This window comes from Nonomuraea sp. K271 (genome assembly GCF_009908215.1).
In the GTDB taxonomy this organism is placed as follows: Bacteria; Actinomycetota; Actinomycetes; order Streptosporangiales; family Streptosporangiaceae; genus Nonomuraea; species Nonomuraea longispora.
On record NZ_JAAAHR010000059.1, the window covers coordinates 1 to 18,482 of the forward strand.

The 18,482-nt window shown below is 69.2% G+C and carries 19 protein-coding genes; 12 read left to right on the forward strand and 7 right to left on the reverse strand.

Annotated features, from left to right (window positions below):
• Both GUY59_RS21170 and GUY59_RS21175 read left to right on the forward strand, forming a co-directional pair.
• Positions 1-526 (forward strand): alpha/beta fold hydrolase (locus GUY59_RS21170; RefSeq protein WP_161714641.1); only part of this gene is annotated, 526 nt, incomplete at its 5' end.
• A gap of 229 nt (positions 527-755) precedes the next feature.
• A complete protein-coding gene (locus tag GUY59_RS21175) occupies positions 756-1,349 on the forward strand; it encodes an SIMPL domain-containing protein (protein ID WP_138207131.1) in 594 nt (197 codons plus the stop codon).
• A gap of 32 nt (positions 1,350-1,381) precedes the next feature.
• On the opposite strand, the gene nadA is transcribed toward GUY59_RS21175, so the two are convergent.
• A complete protein-coding gene (gene nadA, locus GUY59_RS21180) occupies positions 1,382-2,545 on the reverse strand; it encodes a quinolinate synthase NadA (RefSeq protein ID WP_138207129.1) in 1,164 nt (387 codons plus the stop codon).
• A 163-nt stretch (positions 2,546-2,708) separates the two neighbouring features.
• On the opposite strand from nadA, the gene erpA reads away from it, so the two are divergent.
• Together erpA and GUY59_RS21190 are read left to right on the forward strand one after the other, a co-directional pair.
• Positions 2,709-3,062: an iron-sulfur cluster insertion protein ErpA gene (gene erpA, locus GUY59_RS21185; protein WP_043638338.1), complete on the forward strand. Its 354-nt coding sequence runs from the start codon at positions 2,709-2,711 to the stop codon at positions 3,060-3,062.
• A gap of 107 nt (positions 3,063-3,169) precedes the next feature.
• Positions 3,170-4,156, forward strand: coding sequence for a carbohydrate kinase family protein (locus GUY59_RS21190; protein WP_138207127.1), 987 nt, complete (start codon positions 3,170-3,172; stop codon positions 4,154-4,156).
• Positions 4,157-4,205: 49 nt separating this feature from the next.
• Here GUY59_RS21190 and GUY59_RS21195 read toward each other — a convergent pair whose 3' ends face one another.
• Both GUY59_RS21195 and GUY59_RS21200 read right to left on the reverse strand, forming a co-directional pair.
• Positions 4,206-4,451: a sulfurtransferase TusA family protein gene (locus tag GUY59_RS21195; protein ID WP_132339461.1), complete on the reverse strand. Its 246-nt coding sequence runs from the start codon at positions 4,449-4,451 to the stop codon at positions 4,206-4,208.
• Entirely contained in the window at positions 4,448-5,590 is a 1,143-nt protein-coding gene (locus tag GUY59_RS21200) for a cysteine desulfurase family protein (RefSeq protein ID WP_201761148.1), read from the reverse strand. Before GUY59_RS21200 ends, GUY59_RS21195 begins: the two co-directional genes overlap by 4 nt.
• 199 nt (positions 5,591-5,789) lie before the next feature.
• On the opposite strand from GUY59_RS21200, the gene ctaC reads away from it, so the two are divergent.
• The 4 genes from ctaC to GUY59_RS21220 all read left to right on the forward strand — a co-directional run bounded on the left by ctaC (position 5,790) and on the right by GUY59_RS21220 (position 10,076).
• Positions 5,790-6,572 carry an aa3-type cytochrome oxidase subunit II gene (gene ctaC / locus GUY59_RS21205; protein WP_442939001.1) on the forward strand — a complete coding sequence of 261 codons (783 nt, stop codon included), beginning with the start codon at positions 5,790-5,792 and terminating at the stop codon, positions 6,570-6,572.
• Entirely contained in the window at positions 6,569-8,230 is a 1,662-nt protein-coding gene (ctaD, locus tag GUY59_RS21210; RefSeq protein ID WP_132339465.1) for an aa3-type cytochrome oxidase subunit I, read from the forward strand. The genes ctaC and ctaD overlap by 4 nt, the downstream gene beginning before the upstream one ends.
• Complete coding sequence (locus tag GUY59_RS21215; protein ID WP_132339467.1) at positions 8,230-8,643, forward strand: cytochrome c oxidase subunit 4; 414 nt, start codon at positions 8,230-8,232, stop codon at positions 8,641-8,643. Before ctaD ends, GUY59_RS21215 begins: the two co-directional genes overlap by 1 nt.
• 209 nt (positions 8,644-8,852) lie before the next feature.
• A complete protein-coding gene (locus tag GUY59_RS21220) occupies positions 8,853-10,076 on the forward strand; it encodes a L,D-transpeptidase (RefSeq protein ID WP_138207123.1) in 1,224 nt (407 codons plus the stop codon).
• Between the two features lie 88 nt (positions 10,077-10,164).
• Here GUY59_RS21220 and trpD read toward each other — a convergent pair whose 3' ends face one another.
• Both trpD and GUY59_RS21230 read right to left on the reverse strand, forming a co-directional pair.
• Complete coding sequence (trpD, locus tag GUY59_RS21225) at positions 10,165-11,211, reverse strand: anthranilate phosphoribosyltransferase (RefSeq protein ID WP_138207121.1); 1,047 nt, start codon at positions 11,209-11,211, stop codon at positions 10,165-10,167.
• Positions 11,212-11,217: 6 nt separating this feature from the next.
• Positions 11,218-11,643 (reverse strand): hypothetical protein, encoded by a 426-nt coding sequence (locus tag GUY59_RS21230; protein WP_138207119.1) that lies wholly within the window; start codon positions 11,641-11,643, stop codon positions 11,218-11,220.
• Positions 11,644-11,847: 204 nt separating this feature from the next.
• Between GUY59_RS21230 and ctaE the strand changes: the two genes are divergently transcribed.
• Genes ctaE through qcrB form a run of 4 tightly spaced genes read left to right on the forward strand, consistent with a single transcriptional unit; the run spans position 11,848 to position 16,080 of the window.
• Positions 11,848-12,486, forward strand: a complete 639-nt coding sequence (ctaE, locus tag GUY59_RS21235) for an aa3-type cytochrome oxidase subunit III (protein ID WP_132339473.1) — start codon at positions 11,848-11,850, stop codon at positions 12,484-12,486.
• A 14-nt stretch (positions 12,487-12,500) separates the two neighbouring features.
• Entirely contained in the window at positions 12,501-13,310 is an 810-nt protein-coding gene (qcrC, locus tag GUY59_RS21240) for a cytochrome bc1 complex diheme cytochrome c subunit (RefSeq protein ID WP_138207117.1), read from the forward strand.
• Positions 13,307-14,419, forward strand: a complete 1,113-nt coding sequence (gene qcrA / locus GUY59_RS21245) for a cytochrome bc1 complex Rieske iron-sulfur subunit (RefSeq protein ID WP_138207115.1) — start codon at positions 13,307-13,309, stop codon at positions 14,417-14,419. Before qcrC ends, qcrA begins: the two co-directional genes overlap by 4 nt.
• Positions 14,416-16,080, forward strand: coding sequence for a cytochrome bc1 complex cytochrome b subunit (qcrB, locus tag GUY59_RS21250; protein WP_138207113.1), 1,665 nt, complete (start codon positions 14,416-14,418; stop codon positions 16,078-16,080). Before qcrA ends, qcrB begins: the two co-directional genes overlap by 4 nt.
• Before the next feature lie 240 nt (positions 16,081-16,320).
• On the opposite strand, the gene GUY59_RS21255 is transcribed toward qcrB, so the two are convergent.
• Together GUY59_RS21255 and GUY59_RS21260 are read right to left on the reverse strand one after the other, a co-directional pair.
• On the reverse strand, positions 16,321-16,608 hold the full coding sequence (locus GUY59_RS21255) for an Lrp/AsnC family transcriptional regulator (protein ID WP_132339800.1): 288 nt from the start codon (positions 16,606-16,608) through the stop codon (positions 16,321-16,323).
• Positions 16,609-16,625: 17 nt separating this feature from the next.
• The gene (locus GUY59_RS21260) at positions 16,626-18,350 is read right to left on the reverse strand and encodes a DEDD exonuclease domain-containing protein (protein ID WP_138203771.1); all 1,725 of its coding nucleotides are present in this window, start codon (positions 18,348-18,350) and stop codon (positions 16,626-16,628) included.
• Positions 18,351-18,482: the final 132 nt, after the last annotated feature.

An 18,482-nucleotide genomic window follows, 5' to 3' on the forward strand; every position in this document is an offset into this window, starting at 1 on the left:
CCCCGAGCAGGTGACGGTCGTCGCCCACGGTGTGGCCTGCTGGCACGCGGAGGCCTTCGCCAGGCTGCACCCGCTCCGCGTGGCGGGGCTCGTTCTGGTGGCTCCCGCCTGCGCCAGAGATCGGCGGCCGCTCGGGCCGGCGAGGTCCGCGGGCCGGTGGCTGCCCGCCCTGGGCGGTACGTGGGGCGCGGCCACGCTGGCCCGCCTGGTCGGTCCTCCGGCGCACCGGCTGTTCGCGGGCTGCCCGGACCCGGCGGGCGTGTACAGCATGGGCAAGGTGCCGGCCGCCGTGGCGGGCGAGTGGCTGGCCCGCCGCGACATGGCCGCCGACCTGCACCGGCTCAGGACGGAGAAGCCGGTCCCCGGCGTGGCGGTCACGGTGATCAGCACGGGTGAGCGGGACGCCTGCCAGGAACGGCTCGCGCGGGACCTGGCGGCGGAGCTCGTACGCCTGCCCGCCGTCGGCCGTCAGGTGCCGCTCGAGGCCCCGGAGGCGATCGTGGACGCGGTCTCGGCCGTACGCTGAGGCGGGTGACGGCGTGGCGCGCGACTAACAGAATCACGGAAAAGACGCGCACGCGGCCGGAGCGGAGCCGCGCGACCGGCCGGATCCGTCGCGGGCGCGCTCGTCCTCGCCGCGGCCGTCGCCTTCGTCGCCGTACGCGTCGGTGACCTGCGGGGCCGGACCGCCTCGTCAGCCTCCCGCCGATCTGATACGCAGTGAGGGACACGAACGCCGCCGGGAAGGACACCGCATGGACATCACCGTCGTCGGCGAGGGCTCCGTCCTGGCCGTGCCCGACATCCTGCGGCTGCACGCGGGCGTCGAGGTGCGCAGGGCGTCGGCGGCCGACGCCTTCGCCGCGGTCAGGGCCGCCGCCGCCCGGCTGGCCGAGGCCCTGAGCGGGGCGGGCATCGCCCCTGAGGACGTCCGCACGGCCGAGCTGTCCCTCGGGCCCGAGTACGAGTCCTACCCGAAGGTCGCCGCCTACCGCGGGGCGCGGGGCGTGGAGGTCGTCGTACGCGACCTGGCCGGCGCCGACGGCGTCATCGACACCGTGGCGGAGGTCGGCGAGGAGGCCCGGCTCAACGGCGTGGTGTTCGAGGTGTCGAATCCGGCCGCCGCGCTGCGCGAGGCCCGCGTGCTGGCCTTCCGCGACGCCGCCGCCAAGGCCGCCCAGTACGCCGAGCTGGCCGGCCGCCCGCTGGGCCGGGTCGTGTCCGTGAGCGAGGAGACCGGGAACGGCCCGCAGCCGCTCACGATGGCCGCCGCGGAGAGCGGCGCCTCCATCAGCGCCGGCCGCCAGACCCTCTCGGTGAGGGTCCGGGTCGGCTACGACTTCGCCTAGCCCGAGATCCGCCCGGGGCCTCGGGCGGCGGGTCAGGGGAGTGCCAGCATGCGGTCGAGCGCGACCCTGGCCCAGTGGGCGGTGTCGTCGTCCACGGTGATCCGGTTGACGACCGGGGTGTTCTCCGGAGCGAGCACCAGCGACTCCAGAGCCCACACCAGGTGGGGCAGGTCGATCCGGTTCATCGTCGAGCAGTAGCAGACCGTGCGGTCCAGGAACGAGACGTTCTTGCCGGGGAACCTCTGGGCCAGGCGCTTGACCAGGTTGAGCTCCGTGCCGATGGCCCAGCTGGAGCCCGCCGGCGCCGCCTCCAGCGTCCTGATGATGTGCTCGGTCGAGCCCACGTGGTCGGCCTTGAGCACCACCTCGTGGCGGCACTCGGGGTGCACGAGCACGTTGACGCCGGGGATGCGCGCGCGTACGTCGTCGACCGACTCCGCCGTGAAGCGGCCGTGCACCGAGCAGTGGCCCCGCCACAGGATCATCCGCGCCCGCTCCAGCTGCTCCCGTGTCAGCCCGCCGCCGGGGCGGTGCGGGTTCCACACCACGCAGTCGTCCAGCGACATGCCCATCTCCAGGACGGCCGTGTTGCGGCCCAGGTGCTGGTCGGGCAGGAACAACACCTTGCCGCCCTGCTCGAACGCCCAGTCGAGGGCGCGGCGTGCGTTGGAGGAGGTGCAGACCGCGCCCCCGTTCCTGCCGCAGAACGCCTTGATGTCGGCGCTGGAGTTCATGTACGTGACCGGGATCACCTCACCGGCCAGCCCGGCGTCCTCCAAGGCGTCCCAGCACTCCTCGACCTGGTCGAACGTGGCCATGTCGGCCATCGAGCAGCCGGCCGCCAGGTCCGGCAGGATCACCTTCTGGGTGTCGCCGGTCAGGATGTCGGCGGACTCGGCCATGAAGTGCACGCCGCAGAAGACGATGTACTCCGCCTCGGGCCGGGCCGCCGCCTGCTGGGCCAGCTTGAAGGAGTCGCCCGTCACGTCGGCGAACTGGATGACCTCGTCGCGCTGGTAGTGGTGGCCGAGCACGAACAGGCGGTCGCCGAGCGCCTGCTTCGCCTTGAGCGCACGTTCCACGAGGCCGGGGTCGGAGGCGGGCGGCAGCTCGCCGGGACACTCGACCCCCTTCTCGCTGTGCGGATCGGCGTCCCTGCCGAGGACGAAAAGCGGCAGTCCAGTCTGGGTGGCCATGGCCGTACCCCCTTATCGTCGAATTGACGATACTCATCATGGCACACGGACGAACGGGGGCAATCGGGGGGAGGTGGCCCCGGGAATGTGTGGCATCCCCGAGGTGTTGGTAGCGTCATCAGTAGGACGTCGTAAACAGACAGCCGGGTTAGGGAGTCAGCAGATGACGGTTGAGAGCAGCGAGACCACGGCACAGGGCCTGATCCTGACCGACGCGGCCGCGGCCAAGGTCAAGAGCCTGCTCGAGCAGCAGGGCGAGGAGGGCCTGCAGCTGCGGGTCGCCGTGCAGCCGGGCGGCTGTTCCGGCCTGCGCTACCAGCTCTTCTTCGACGACCGGTCCATGGACGGCGACGTGGTCTCCGACTTCGGCGGCGTCAGTGTGGTCACCGACCGGATGAGCGCCCCCTACCTGATGGGCGCCTCGATCGACTTCGTCGACACCATCGAGAAGCAGGGCTTCACCATCGACAACCCCAACGCCACGGGCTCCTGCGCCTGCGGCGACTCGTTCAACTAGAACGACGGGCGAGCTGTCGCCGGGTCCCGCGAGCCTTTGTGCCCGCGGGACCTTCGCGTATTCTCGTTGGGCCCACTGGCCTGCCGACAACGAGGAAGAAGAACCCCGTGCGCATCGCCGTAACCGGCTCCATCGCGACAGACCACCTGATGACCTTCCCGGGAAGCTTCGGCGATCAGCTGATCGCCGAGCAACTCGACCGGGTGTCCCTCTCGTTCCTGGTCGATGACCTACAGATCCGTCGCGGTGGCTGCGCCGCGAACATCGCCTTCGGGATGGGTTGTCTGGGCCTGACCCCCATCCTGGTGGGCGCCGTCGGCAACGACTTCGCCGACTACCGTTCGTGGCTGGAGCGCCACGGCGTCGACTGCGGATCCGTGCACGTCTCGGAGACCCAGCACACCGCCCGTTTCCTGTGCACGACCGACGAGCACCACAACCAGATCGCCTCCTTCTACACGGGGGCCATGGCCGAGGCCCGGCTGATCGAGCTGCAGCCGGTCGCCGCCCGCGTCGGCGGCCTCGACCTGGTGCTCATCAGCCCCAACGACCCCGACGCGATGCTGCGCCACACCGAGGAGTGCCGCCAGCGCGGCATCGGCTTCGCCGCCGACATCTCCCAGCAGCTCGCGCGGATGGAGGACGAGCAGATCCGAGCCCTCGTCGACGGCGCCGCCTACCTGTTCTCCAACGACTACGAGAAGGGGCTCATCGAGCAGAAGACCGGCTGGTCCGACGCCGAGATCCTCGACCGCGTCGGCGTCCGGATCACCACGCTCGGCCCCAAGGGCGCCGTCATCGACCGCAAGGGCGAGCCGTCGCTCATGGTCGCCCCCGCTCCCGAGCGGGGCAAGGCCGACCCCACCGGCGTCGGCGACGCCTTCCGCGCGGGCTTCCTCGCCGGCCTGGCCTGGGACCTGCCGCTGGAGCGCTGCGGCCAGATCGGCAACCTGACCGCCACCCACGTGCTGGAGCGCGTCGGCGGCCAGGAATACGAGCTCGGCCAGCAGGTCTTCCTCGAGCGGTTCGGCGCCGCCTACGGCGCCGAGGCCGCCGTGGAGGTCGCCGAGCACATCCGCTGCTACCACCCCTGAGCGGCGCCGGCCGTCCCGCCACCCGGAGGGACGGCCCGGCACGGGACGGTCAGTAGTTGCGCCGGACGTGGATCGCCCAGCCACCCTCGGGCAGCTCGTACGACCCGACGTGGCGGTGTGACTTCAGCCTGCACCAGGCCGGCACGTCGGTGTAGGCGGCCGGGTCGTCGGCCAGCACCGCCACCACCGCGTTGAGCGGCACGTGGTTGATCTGCGCGGCCAGCATGATGATCGGGATCGGGCACTTCTTCCCGAGCGCGTCGATCGTCAAAGCCGGCTGGGTAACCTCGGTCATGCGACTCCTGCGTCCTGCCGGATGCGGCGCACCACCTCGGGCAGCACGGCGAGGAATCGATCGACCTCGGCCGCGGAAGCGCCCCTGGGCAGCGACACCCGGACATTCCCATGCGTCAGCACGCCCATCGCTTCGAGAACGTGCGATGGACGAAGCGTACTAGCGGTGCACGAGCTTCCCGACGACACGGCGAAGCCGGCCTTGTCCAGCTCGGTCAGCAGCGCCTCACCCTCGACGTACAGGCACGAGAAGGTCACGATGTGCGGCGCCCGCTCGTCGGGGTCGCCGATCACCTCCACGTCCGGGACGATCTTCGGCACCGTCTCCCTGATCTTGCCGACGAGCTCGGCCAGCCGCGCCTGCTCCTGCGACGCCTCCGCGGCCATCGCGCGCAGCGCGGCCGCCGCGGCCACGATGCCGGGCACGTTCTCGAAGCCCGGCACCCGCCGCCGCTCCCGCTCGTCCTCCGGCAGGAACGAGCGGAACCGCGTGCCCTTGCGCACCACCAGCACGCCCACCCCCGCCGGGCCGCCCCACTTGTGGGCGCTGGCCGCCAGCACCGACCAGCCGGACGGGACCGGCATGCGGCCGGCCGTCTGCGCCGCGTCGACCAGCAGGGGCACCCCGTTGGCGCGGCACGCCGCGGCCGCCTCCGCCACCGGCTGCAGGGTGCCGACCTCGTGGTTGGCCGTCTGCAGGCAGGCCAGCGCCGTGCCGGGACGTGCCACCGCCTCGGCGAAGCGGTCGAGGTCGACCCGGCCGGTCAGGTCGACGCCGACGGTCTCGACCGTGCCGCCGTCGCGTTCGTGCACGCCGCCGGCGTGCAGCACGCTGGAGTGCTCGACCGCCGTGGTCACCAGATGGCGCCCGACCCTGCGCCTGCCGTGTAGGGTGCCGAGCACGCCGAGATGCACGGCCTGGGTGCCCGAGGAGGTGAACGACACCTCGTCGGGGCGCGCGCCGAGCGCTTCGGCCACCTCCGTACGCGCCTGTTCGAGCAGCAGACGCGCGCGGCGGGCCTGGCCGTAGAGTCTCGCGGGATCGGCCCAGCCGACGTCGATCGCCGCCAGCAGCGCCTCGCGTGCCTGGGGGTGAAGCGGCTCACTCGAGGCCGCGTCGAAATACGCCACGAGACTCATCGTCCCACTTCCGGCGCCATGGAGGGGTCGCGCGGTGGGGCAAGGCCCCTGCACGCTAATGTGTCTGCTTGTCAGTCTGTGCAGGAATCAGAAACAGCAATACACGCCCAGGGGAAAGACTCTTGGGCTACATCTGTGGGGTAGGCGATCCGTGAGTCCGACTCGCCGTACGACGCGGCGTTCGTTGGCCCGGCGCAGGGTGCCACGCGCCGCCGCTTTGGCGTTGCTGCTGGCCACTGCTACGGCGTGTGCTAATGACGTCCCCGAGGCCGACTGGTCTCGCGGCCTTCTTCCCGGTCACATCACCGAAGAGGGCAATGTGATCCAGAGCCTGTGGAACGGGGCCTGGATCGCCGCGCTCGCCACGGGTGCCGTCGTCATTGTCCTGATCGTGTGGGCCTCCATGTTCCACCGCAAGCGCAGGGCGAAGGCCGAGCTCCCGCCGCAGGTCCGCTACAACCTGCCGATCGAGATGCTCTACACCTTGATCCCGCTCGTCATGGTCTCCGTGTTCTTCTTCTTCACCGCACGTGACAGCGAGCGCCTCGCGCAGGTCACCGGCAACGCGCCGGTGAAGGTCAAGGTCGAGGCGTACCAATGGAGCTGGCGCTTCACCACCACCGTCAACGGCAAGACGCTGCCGCCGGTCTCCGGCGTGCCGGTGAGCGAGTACACCAAGGGCCCCCAGCTGGTCCTGCCGACGAAGACCAAGGTCGAGTTCGACCTGCAGAGCGACGACGTCATCCATTCCTTCTGGGTGCCGGAGTTCCTGTTCAAGCGGGACGTCATCCCCGGGATCCCCGAGAACGACCCGGGTCGCAAGTTCGAGATCACGACGCTCGACCGGACCGGCGTGTTCGCCGGCCGCTGCGCCGAACTGTGCGGTGTCGACCACAGCCGGATGCTCTTCTCGGTGAAGCTCGTTCCGCAGGCTGAGTTCGACCAGTACATCGCGACCCAACAGGCTGGGAGTGCCCAGTGACCGCCATCCAAGAACCGATCAGGACCCCGATCAAGCCCGTCGCCAAGGGCCAGATCATCGCCAAGTGGCTGTCCTCCACCGATCACAAGATCATCGGACACCTCTACCTGATCTCGTCGTTCGCCTTCTTCCTCATCGGCGGCGTCATGGCGCTGGTCATGCGGGCCGAGCTGGCGCAGCCCGGCCTGCAGTTCACCAGCAACGAGCAGTTCAACCAGCTGTTCACCATGCACGGCACGATCATGCTGCTCATGTTCGCGACGCCGCTGTTCGCCGGCTTCGCCAACGAGCTGATGCCGCTGCAGATCGGCGCGCCCGACGTGGCGTTCCCCCGCCTCAACATGGTGAGCTACTGGCTCTACCTGTTCGGCAGCATCATCGCGGTCTCGGGCTTCTTCACCCCGGGAGGCGCGGCGGCCTTCGGCTGGTTCGCCTACACGCCGCTGTCCAACGCGATCAACTCGCCCGGCGTCGGCGGTGACCTGTGGCTCATGGGCCTGGCCTTGTCGGGTCTGGGCACCATCCTCGGCTCGGTCAACTTCATCACCACCATCATCTGCATGCGCGCGCCCGGCATGACCATGTTCCGCATGCCGATCTTCACCTGGAACGTCCTGCTGACCAGCATGCTCGTGCTGATGGCGTTCCCCGTGCTGGCCGCCGCGCTGCTCGCGCTTGAGGCCGACCGCAAGTTCGGCACCCACATCTTCGACTCGGAGTTCGGCGGAGCGCTGCTCTGGCAACACCTGTTCTGGTTCTTCGGCCATCCCGAGGTGTACATCATCGCGTTGCCGTTCTTCGGCATCGTGACGGAGGTCCTGCCGGTCTTCAGCCGCAAGCCGATCTTCGGTTACATCAGCCTCGTGGCCGCGACGATCTCCATCGCCGGCCTGTCCATCACGGTCTGGGCGCACCACATGTTCCCGACCGGGCAGGTGTTGCTGCCGTTCTTCTCGTTCATGACGTTCCTCATCGCGGTGCCGACCGGGGTGAAGTTCTTCAACTGGATCGGCACGATGTGGCGAGGGCATCTGACGTTCGAGTCGCCGATGTTGTTCTCTGTCGGGTTCCTGGTGACGTTCCTGCTGGGCGGCCTGACGGGCGTCATCCTGGCCTCGCCGCCGCTCGACTTCCACATCAGCGACACCTACTTCGTCGTCGCGCACTTCCACTACGTGGTGTTCGGCACGGTGGTGTTCGCGATGTTCGCCGGGTTCTTCTTCTGGTGGCCCAAGTTCACCGGCAAGATGCTCGACGACAAACTGGGCAAGCTGCAGTTCTGGCTGCTGTTCATCGGCTTCCACACCACGTTCCTCATCCAGCACTGGCTGGGCGTGGTGGGCTTCCCGCGCCGTTACGCCGACTACAGCGCGGCCGACGGCTTCACCGACCTCAACATGATCTCGTCGGTGGGCGCGTTCATCCTGGGCGCCTCGACGCTGCCGTTCTTCTACAACGTCTGGAAGACCTGGCGCACCGCGCCCAAGGTCACCGTCGACGACCCCTGGGGCTACGGCGGTTCGCTCGAATGGGCGACCTCCTGCCCGCCGCCGCGGCACAACTTCACCTCGATGCCGCGCATCCGGTCCGAGCGTCCCGCGTTCGACCTGCACTATCCGCACGTGTCCGCCAAGTCCGCCCAGGAGGTCGAGGCCTGATGAAGGTCCAGGGTTGGCTGTTCCTGTTGTGCGGCGTGTTCTTCGCCGGCGTCGACATCGCCTACTGGTTCTGGACCAAGGCGGCGATGGGCAGGGGTGAGCCGGTCGGCACCACGGCCATGGCCATCTCGGTCGGGTTCGCGTTCATGGTCGGCTACTACCTGATGTTCACCGCGCGGCGCATCGGCGCCCAGCCGGAGGACAGCAAGCAGGCCGAGATCAGCGACGGCGCGGGGGAGATCGGCTTCTTCAGCCCGAGCAGCTGGTGGCCGCTCTTTCTCTGCCTGGCGGCGGCCTTCGCCTTCGCCGGGTTCGTGATCGGCCTCTGGATGTTCCTGATCGGCGTGTTCCTCGTCATCATGGCCATGATCGGGTTCGTGTTCCAGTACTACCGGGGCAACTTCTCGCACTGAGCCGCACCTGAAGCGGGCGCCCTCCCCTGGGGAGGACGCCCGTTTTTTGGTGTTCTTTGCCGATATCCGGATGTGGTCATTCGATCACGCAGGGTACTAATGAGAAATCTGCTTCGTGGACTGCCTCTATGGCCCTAACCAGGTACGGGGCACCCGGCGAGCGGATTTCTCACCTAGTAAGGCAACGGAGCGGGACAAGGGAGTCACTCGTGGGGTGCGTAGCGTATGGATCGGCCGGCCTGCTGGCCTTGGCGCTGCTCACGGCGTGCTCGGCGGGCGGCGTGGATAGTGGCGCGGAGGACAGGCCCGACGGGGTCGCGATGGCGGGCGCAGGGGCGCGAGCGGCCTCTGTGACGTTCTCTCCGGCCGACAAGGCGGCCGAGGTGCCCACGGACCAGCCCGTCGTGGTTTCGGCCCAGGGCGGCACGCTCAGGAGCGTGCGCGTCGAGGGCGACAAGTCCGGTTCGCTGGACGGCGTCCTGAGCGGCGACCGTACCCGGTGGCGCAGCACGGTCACCGCCAGGCCGGACGTGACGTACACGGTCACCGCCGTCTCGGTGGACGCCGCGGGTAAGCAGAGCCAGGCGAAAAGCACGTTCAAGACGGTCAAGAGCAACAAGACGTTCGACATCAAGACGATCACGCCCAACAAGGACTACACCGGGCTGACCGTCGGCGTCGGCATGCCCATCATGATCGAGTTCGACCAGCCGGTCGCGGACCGCGTGTCCGTCGAGCGCAACCTGACCGTCCGCAGCTCCAAGCCGGTGGAGGGCGCCTGGCACTGGTTCGACGACACCCACGTGGACTTCCGCCCGCGCAAGTACTGGCCCGCGCACACGAAGGTGCGGGTGGACGCCAAGCTGGCAGGCGTGCGCGGCGGACCCGGAATGTACGGCAAGCGCGACGTACGCCTCAACTTCAAGATCGGCCGAGAGCAGATCACCAAGGGCAGCACCAACAGCCACGTGCTCACCGTCAGGCGGAACGGCAAGAAGATCCGGACTATGCCGATGAGCGCCGGCCAGGGCGGCCAGTGGAAGTACTACACGACCTCGGGCATCCACCTGGCCATGTCGCGCGAGCCCGTGACGATCATGACCTCGCCGGGGATCGGACCCGGCTCCCCGGGTTACTACCGGTTGACCGTCTACAACACGGTCCGCATCTCCAACAGCGGCGAGTACGTGCACAGCGCGCCCTGGTCGGTGGGGTCGCAGGGCCACGCGAACGTCAGCCACGGATGCGTGAACATCAGCCCGGCCAACGCCGCGTGGTTCATCAAGAACACGCTGATCGGCGACCCCATCATCATCACGGGATCGCCGCGGAAGCTGGAGCCCTTGAACGGGTGGGGGCACTGGCAGGAGAGCTGGAAACAGTGGCTCAAGTGGAGCTCGATCAAGTCGGGCCCCACCGTCAACCTGCCGTAGCCGGCCACCGTACGGCGACCGCCGGACCGGGTCACGCCACCCGGTCCGGCGGTTTCCGCCGCCGGTGCCCGGGTCAGGCCCGCTCGTCTCAGGCGGGCTCGCAGGCGCTGCTGACCTTCACCCAGCGGTCGAGGGTGGCCGCGGCGGCCCCCGAGTCGACCGCCTGCGCCGCGCGGGCGTAGCCGTCGATCATCACCGAGTCGAGGTCGTCGCCCGGCCCGTCGAGCGCCACCAGGGCCGCGGCCGCGTTGAGCAGCACGGCGTCGCGCACCGGGCCGGTCTTGCCGCGCACCAGGTCGTGCACCGCCTGGGCGTTGAAGGCCACGTCGCCGCCGCGCAGCGCGCCCACGTCGGCGCGCGGGATGCCGAGCACGGACGGGTCGAAGCTCGCCTGCGTCGCGGTGCCGTCTTTGACCACCCAGACCGTGGAGGTGCCGGCGATGGTCAGCTCGTCGAGCCCGTCGTCGCCGCGGAACACCAGGGCGGAGACGCCGCGCTCGGCGAAGACGCCGGCCAGCACGGGCAGCATCGCCGGGTCGAAGACGCCGATGGCCTGGGCGGTGGGACGAGCCGGGTTGGTGAGCGGCCCCAGGAAGTTGAAGACCGTGGGGACGCCGATCTCCTTGCGGGTGGGCCCGGCGAAGCGCAGCGCGGGATGGTAGACCGGGGCGAAGCAGAAGGCGATGCCCGCCTCGCGCGCCACCAGCGCCGTCTGCTCGGGCGTCAGGTCGAGCCGGATGCCCAGGTGCTCCAGGACGTCGGCGGCGCCGCACGAGGACGACGCGGCACGGTTGCCGTGCTTGACGACCCTGGCGCCCGCGGCGGCGGCCACGATGGCGGCCATCGTCGAGACGTTGACGGTGTGGGCGCGGTCGCCGCCCGTGCCGACGACGTCGACCACGGGGCCCTCGACGCTCAGCGGGGTGGCCAGGTCCAGCATCGTGCGGGCCAGGCCGACCACCTCCGCCACCGTCTCGCCCTTGGCGCGCAGCGCGACCGCGAAGCCGGCGATCTGCGCGGACGTCGCGGTGCCGGACATGATCTCCCGCATCGCCCAGGCCGTCTCGTCAGCGGTGAGGTGCTCGCCCGACAGGAGAGCGGAAAGCAGGGCTGGCCAGGTCGTCCGGGAGTCCATGGGCACCTACTTGGCGTTGAGTCGGGTGGCGGAGCGGCGGCGCATGAGATCGGCGACGGTGTCGGCCAGCACCATGGGCTCCAGGGGCTGCGGCACGACGGCGTCGGCCTTTGACCAGTCGGCCAGCCAGCGGTCGTCGCGCCTGGCGATGATCAGGCAGATGGGCGGGCAGTCGTAGACCTCGTCCTTCGCCTGCCGGGAGACGCCCATGCCGCCCGCGGGCTGCGTCTCGCCGTCGAGGACGGCCACGTCGATCTCGCCGGAGCCCAGCCACTGGTGGACCTTGGGCTCGGTGGCGCACTCCACGATCTCGACGAAAGGCACGTCGGCCGCGGGGCGCCTGCCGATGGCCGCGCTCACCTCGGCCCTGGTGGCGGCGTCGTCGCTGTAGACGAGGACCCTCATCGTGTCGTCGGTGCTCCCAGTGGACATCGCTGTCGCGCTCACTATCGTGTCGTAGCAGTATGGTCACCTGGGATCGTACCGGTGCGACGGTGTGCAATCCCAGGCCGCCCGGGCGCGTGCCGCGCATGGTGGGCGGTTGAGGGTGATTCGCCCCAATTATCCCAGGTTGGTGTGTGGTTCCTACCCCCTAACGGGGGGTCGTGCGCCGGACCGACCACCGGAGCCGCAATAATGCTGCCCGTGGCGACAGCATCCGCAATAACTTCGACGACGGCAGCCCAGCCGTACCGCAGACCCAATCTGGTCAGCGTCGGTACGATCGTCTGGCTGTCCTCTGAGCTCATGTTCTTCGCGGCGCTGTTCGCGATGTACTTCACCATCCGGTCGGTGAGCGAGGGGAGGGGCCTGGCGTGGAATCCGCTCATGGTCCCCAACCCCGAGCACGACTTGAACATCCCGTTCGCGACGGTCAACACGATCATCCTGGTGCTGTCGAGTGTGACGTGCCAGCTCGGCGTGTGGGCCGCGGAGAAGGGCCAGGTCGGCAAGCTCCGTTTCTGGTACATCGTCAGCTTCCTCATGGGCGCGGTCTTCATCGCGGGGCAGCTGTACGAGTACGGCGAGCTGGCGTCGGACGGCGCGACCCTGTCCGCCAACGCCTACACCTCGGTGTTCTACCTGACGACGGGCTTCCACGGCCTGCACGTGACCGGTGGCCTGATCGCGTTCCTGTTCATGCTGGGACGCACGTACGCCGCGAAGCGCTTCACGCATGAGCAGGCCACCAGCGCGATCGTCGTGTCCTACTACTGGCACTTCGTCGACGTCGTCTGGATCGGTCTTTTCGCGACCATCTACATCATTCGTTAAGGAACGGGACTTCTGTGACTAGGATCACCGCTTGGCGGCGGCATCCCCTAGCGAGATACGCCGTCCTGATTTTGGCGTTGGCGCTGGTCGGGATGGCATACGCCGCTTTTGTCCAGGCGGGTAAGCCTGCCGACGCGGCGTTGGCGGCAGGCAAGGTCGACGATGTGGCCGAGGGCAAGAGCCTGTTCGTGGCGCACTGCGCGAGCTGCCACGGCACCAACGCCGAGGGCACCGGGACGGCGCCCACGCTCATCGGCGTCGGGGCCGCGGCCGTCGACTTCCAGATGAGCACGGGCCGCATGCCCGCCGCCAACCCTGGGCCCCAGGCGCCCCGCAAGCCGCAGCCGGAGTGGGTCACCCCGGAGAAGATCAAGCAGATCTCCGCCTACGTGCAGTCGCTCGGCGGCGGCCCGCAGGTGCCGGGCGCCGAGCAGGTCGACCCGAAGCTCGGCGACGCGGGCAAGGGCGGTGAGCTGTTCCGCGCCAACTGCATCCAGTGCCACAACTGGGCCGGCGCGGGCGGCGCCCTGACGCAGGGCAAACACGCTCCCGACCTCAACGAGGCGACGCCCACGCAGATCTACGAGGCGATGGTCACCGGCCCGCAGGCGATGCCGGTCTTCAACGACACGACGATCACGCCGGAAGAGAAGCGCAGCATGATCGCCTACATCACGCAGGTGCGCGCGCAGAAGGACCCGGGAGGCTTCGCCCTCGGGCGGATCGGCCCGGTCACCGAGGGGCTCGTGGCGTGGATCGTGGGTCTCAGCGTCCTCGCACTGGCCGCCATCTGGATCACCGCGAAGAAGCGACAGAAGTCATGACAGACAACGAGCACGAGATCGAGCAGCCGGACGAACGTGTTCCCAAGCGCGTCATCGGCACCCCCGCGCCGGGCACCTCGATGCTCGGCGCCACCGAGCAGCCGCAGGAGGCCGAGCAGGAGGTCCCCGGCGTCACGCTGCAGGACGAGGCCAAGGCCCGCAAGGCCGAGAAGATCGTGGCCCTGTGCTTCATGGTCACGTTCCTGGCGGCGATCGGGTTCATCGTCTCCTACGTGGTGTTCCAGGTCGGCGGGCCCGAGGCGACCGGGGTGTCCAACCTCGCGCTGGGCAGCACCCTGACCGTGGCGATCCTGGGGCTGGCGATCGGCATCGTGATCTGGGTCCGCCAGATCATGCCGAAATACTCCCTGATCCAGGAGCGCCACGAGATGGCCTCCGCCGCCCCCGACCGCGACGTCGTGGCCGGCACGTTCATCCAGGGCGCCAACGAGAGCGGCTTCGTCAAGCGCAAGCTGCTGCGCCGCACCCTGCTGCTGGCGGCCGCGCCGCTCGGGCTGGTGCCGCTGGTGCTGCTGCGTGACCTCGACAACAGCAAGATGCCCGGCGCCAAGTTCAACAAGACCCTGCGCCACACCGTCTGGGGCGAGAAGAACAAGGAGGGCAAGCCGCTCAGGCTCGTCGTCGAGGGCACCGGTCAGCCGATCCGCGCCGCCGACTTCAACTCGCCCGGCGGCATCCTGTCGGTCGTCCCCGAGGGCTACGAGCACGACCTCAACGCCCTCGCCAAGGCGACGCTGATCCTGATCAAGTTCCGCCCGGAAGAGATCAAGAGCGGCACCCGCCAGAACTGGACGCACGACGGCATCGTGGCCTATTCCAAGATCTGCACCCACGTGGGCTGCCCCGCGGCGCTCTACGAGCAGAACACCCACCACATCCTGTGCCCCTGCCACCAGTCGACGTTCGACGCCGCGGACGGTGCCAAGGTCATCTTCGGTCCCGCGGCCCGGCCGCTGCCGCAGTTGCCGATCACCGTCGACGCCGAGGGCTACCTCATCGCCCAGCACGACTTCGAGGTGCCCGTCGGTCCCAGCTACTGGGAGCGTGGCGACGCCGAGGCCGCTGTCAGGGAAGGAGGCCAGGCATGAGCGACGAGCTCTCGAATGTCCCCAAGGCCGTCGCCGGGCCGTCGACGTTCCTCGACGACCGCATCGGCGGCGCCAACTTCCTCAAGCGCAACCTGCGCAAGATCTTCCCCGACCACTGGTCGTTCCTGCTGGGTGAGATCGCCCTCTACTCGTTCATCATCCTGCTGCTGACCGGTACGTTCCTGACGTTCTGGTACAAGCCCAGCATGATGGAGATCGCCTACGACGGCTCGTACGCGCCGCTCAAGGGCGTCATGATGTCCGAGGCCTACGCGTCGTCGCTGGAGATCAGCTTCGACGTCCGGGGTGGTCTGCTCATCCGGCAGATGCACCATTGGGCGGCCCTGCTGTTCGTGGCGGGCATGATGGTCCACATGCTCCGGGTGTTCTTCACCGGCGCCTACCGTAAGCCGCGTGAGCTCAACTGGATCATCGGCGTGCTGCTGCTGACGCTGGCGCTGGCCGAGGGCCTGACCGGCTACTCCCTCCCCGACGACCTGCTCTCCGGCGCCGGTCTGCGGATCACGGAGGGTGTGGCGATCTCGCTGCCGCTGGTCGGCACGTACCTCACCTTCTTCTTGTTCGGCGGGGAATATCCGGGCGAGGATGTCATCGCCCGGTTCTACTCGCTGCATATCCTGCTCATCCCGGGCATCCTGCTGGCGTTGATCTCGGCCCACATGGTGCTCATGTGGGTGCAGAAGCACACCCAGATGCCCGGCAAGGGCCGCGACAACAAGAACGTGGTGGGCGCGCCGTTCTACCCGGCCTTCATGGCCAAGGCGGGCGCGTACTTCCTGTTCACGCTGGCCGTGGTCGCGGGCATGGCGACGTTCGCCCAGATCAACCCGATCTGGTTGTTCGGCCCCTACACGCCCGCCGACGTGTCGGCAGGTTCGCAGCCCGACTTCTACATGGGCTTCCTCGAGGGCGCGCTGCGCATCATGCCCGCCTGGGAGATCAACCTTTTCGGCGCGTCCCATGCGGGCACGCTGCCGTTGAGCGTCATCATCCCGGCGCTGGTGCCGATGGGCATCATCATGACCGGTCTGGCGCTCTACCCGTTCCTCGAACGCTGGGTGACGGGCGACAACCGCGAGCACCACATCGCCGACCGGCCGCGCAACAACCCGCACCGCACCTCGATCGGCATGTCGGCCATCGCGTTCTACGGGGTCCTCTGGCTGCTCGGAGCCAACGACGAGATCTCGGCGTTCTTCCACGTGAGCCTCAACTGGACGACCTACGCGGGGAGGGTGCTGATCTTCGTGGCGCCGGCGCTGGCGTACATGATCACGTATCGCATGTGCCTCGGCCTGCAGCGCTCCGACCAGGCGGTCATCTCGCACGGCGTGGAGTCCGGCGTGATCAAGCGGCTGCCGCACGGTGAGTTCATCGAGGTCCACACGACCCCGGCGGACGACATCGAGGCGCACATGCGCGGTAAGGAGCCGGTGCTCATGCTCCCGGTCGCGCCCGACCCCTCGGGCATCCCGCCGAAGGGCATGCGCGGGCCCATCGGCAAGCTGCGCGCGCGCATGTCCAAGGCGTACGGCGGGGAGAAGATCCCGCTGGACGACGGGCACGGGCACGGGCACGAGCACGAGGAGGAGCGCACGGCCGTCGGTTCCGCCGACGACGATCGCAGTCTCACGCGCTGACATCGCACGCCGAAGGGCCCGGACGAGCACCCTTCGTCCGGGCCCTTCGGTGTCCTCGGCCCCTTTCGGTCTCGCCCGCCGGAAGGCGAGGCCGGCGACATGGCGTCAGAGAGGCGGAGCGGCGGGGCGAAGAGGGCCCGGGGGTGACACGGCCGGGACGTGCAGGCTCTGAGGAAAGGGGCGCTGAGGGAGAGGGCGCTCAGGGAGCCCTGGGGCGGGGCGGCGGGAGGTGGTCGAGGGTCAGTCGGCTTCGGGGAAGCCGATGGAGAAGGCCGCTTCGAGGTCGTGCTTGGAGTAGGCGCGGAAAGCGATGTGCGTCTCGGTCTGCAGGACCCCCGCGACCTTGTTGATCCTCCCGGGAACGACCTCCGCGATCTCCTCGTAGGCGGAGACCCTGACCATGGCGAGCAGGTCGTACTCGCCGGTGATCGAGTAGACCTCGCTGACCCCTTGGATCTCGGCGATCGTCTGGGCGACCTCCGGGATGCGGTCTACCTCTGCCTTGATGTGGACAATAGCCGTGACCATGCACCAACTCTATCGTTTCACCTCAAAGGCCGCCCCTCCTGAGGACGCTGACGATCAGGACGCTGGTACGCGAGATCGATGCGCGCCTTGTGCCGGGCGGCTCCCCGGGCGGGCAGGCTCCACTCGCCGTCGACCTCCACCAGCCGCACCCCCGGAGACTCCAGCCAGCGCAGGATGCACTCGGTCTCCTCGGCGCTGGCGGCGTGGACGGGCCCGGGGCCGGGGATGACGGACTCGGCGCCGGACGTCAGCGAGGCGACGAAAGGGGTCGGGTGGGCGCCCTTCGGCATGACGCCCGCCGCCGCCAGCCGGCCGTAGCGGATCACGTGGATGTCCCAGCCGCCGCCGAAGGCGGGACTGGCGGCCACTAACTGGGGGATGCGAGTGATGGCGCTCAGGCGCTGCATGCGGGCCGCGGCGCGGACGAACGCGGCCAGCCGGTCGCGGTCGATCGAGGCCTCCTCGTAGCGCTGCTCCACCGACAGGCGCTCCATGCGGGCCGACACGGCGGAGAAGACGAGCGAGGCGTCGAGCGTCATGGCGCGGCGGGCGCTCTCGGCGTGCACCGCGTATTCCTCCTGGCTGGTCCCTCCCTCGCAGGGGGCGCCGCAGCGGCCCATCTCGTGCAGCACGCAGGCCGTCCGGCGGGTGCGCAGCGTGATCGGCTGCGTGCACTGGCGCAGCGGAACCGCCTCGTGCAGGGCGATGCGGGCATCGTCGGCCAGGCGTGAGCTGCCGAACGGGCCGAGATAGGTGGCGCCGTCGTCCTTGAGCTCGCGCACGATCGACAGGCGGGGGAACAGGTCGGTGGTGAGCTTGAGCCAGACCACCTTCTCGGGGAAGCGGGAACGGCGGTTGTAGCGCGGTTTGGCGCCGCCGATCAGGCGCAGCTCCCTGACCTCCGCCTCCAGGGCGGTCGCGCAGACGATGTGGCGCACCCGCTCGGCGATGCCGATCATCTCGCGGATGCGCGGGCGGGTCTCGCTCGCCGTGAAGTAGGAGCGCACGCGGTTGCGCAGGTTGGTGCTCTTGCCGATGTAGAGCACCTCGCCGCGCTCGTCCTCGAACAGGTAGACGCCGGGGGCGTGCGGCACGGACTCGGCCAGGTGGCGCTTGCGCTGCTGCTCCGGGGTGGGGGCGCGGACGAACGACTTGAGCTCCTCCAGCGTGTGGACCTGGAACGACCCGGCCCGCTCGATCAGCCCGTGCAGCACGTCGACCGTGGCCCTCGCGTCCTGGAGGGCGCGGTGGCACGGCTCGGTGGAACTGCGGAAGAACCTGGCCAGCGTGGACAGCTTGGCGTTGGGCGTCTCGTCGCGGGTCAGCACGCGCCGGGCCAGGTCGACGGTGTCGACGACCGGGTTGACCGGCGGGGGATAGCCGAGCGAGGCGCAGGCGGCCTTGATGAAGCGGGTGTCGAACCCGGCGTTGTGGGCGACCAGCGTGGCGCCGCGGATGAACTCGAGAAAGCTCGGCAGCACCGTGTCGATCCGCGGCGCGGCCACGACCATGGCGTCGGTGATGCCGGTCAGCACGGAGATGAACGGGGGGATGGGGCCGCCGGGGTCGACCAGCGTGGAGAACTCGCCGAGCACCTCGCCCGCCCGCACCTTCACCGCGCCGATCTCGGTGATGGCGTCTTCGGCGGGGGCACCTCCCGTCGTCTCGAGGTCGAACACGACGAACGTGACGTCACTCAGCGGGGTGCCGAGCTCGTCGAGAGTGCCTTGAACCGGGTCCACGAACCAAGACCATAGAGAGGCCGACCGACAGGAACCACGACCGGCACTCCGATCACCGTGACAGGCCGGGCGAGGGCCCCTGTTGTCACCGGGAGGCCAGGCCCCGTACCGCGAATCGGTTCAGTAGAAGCC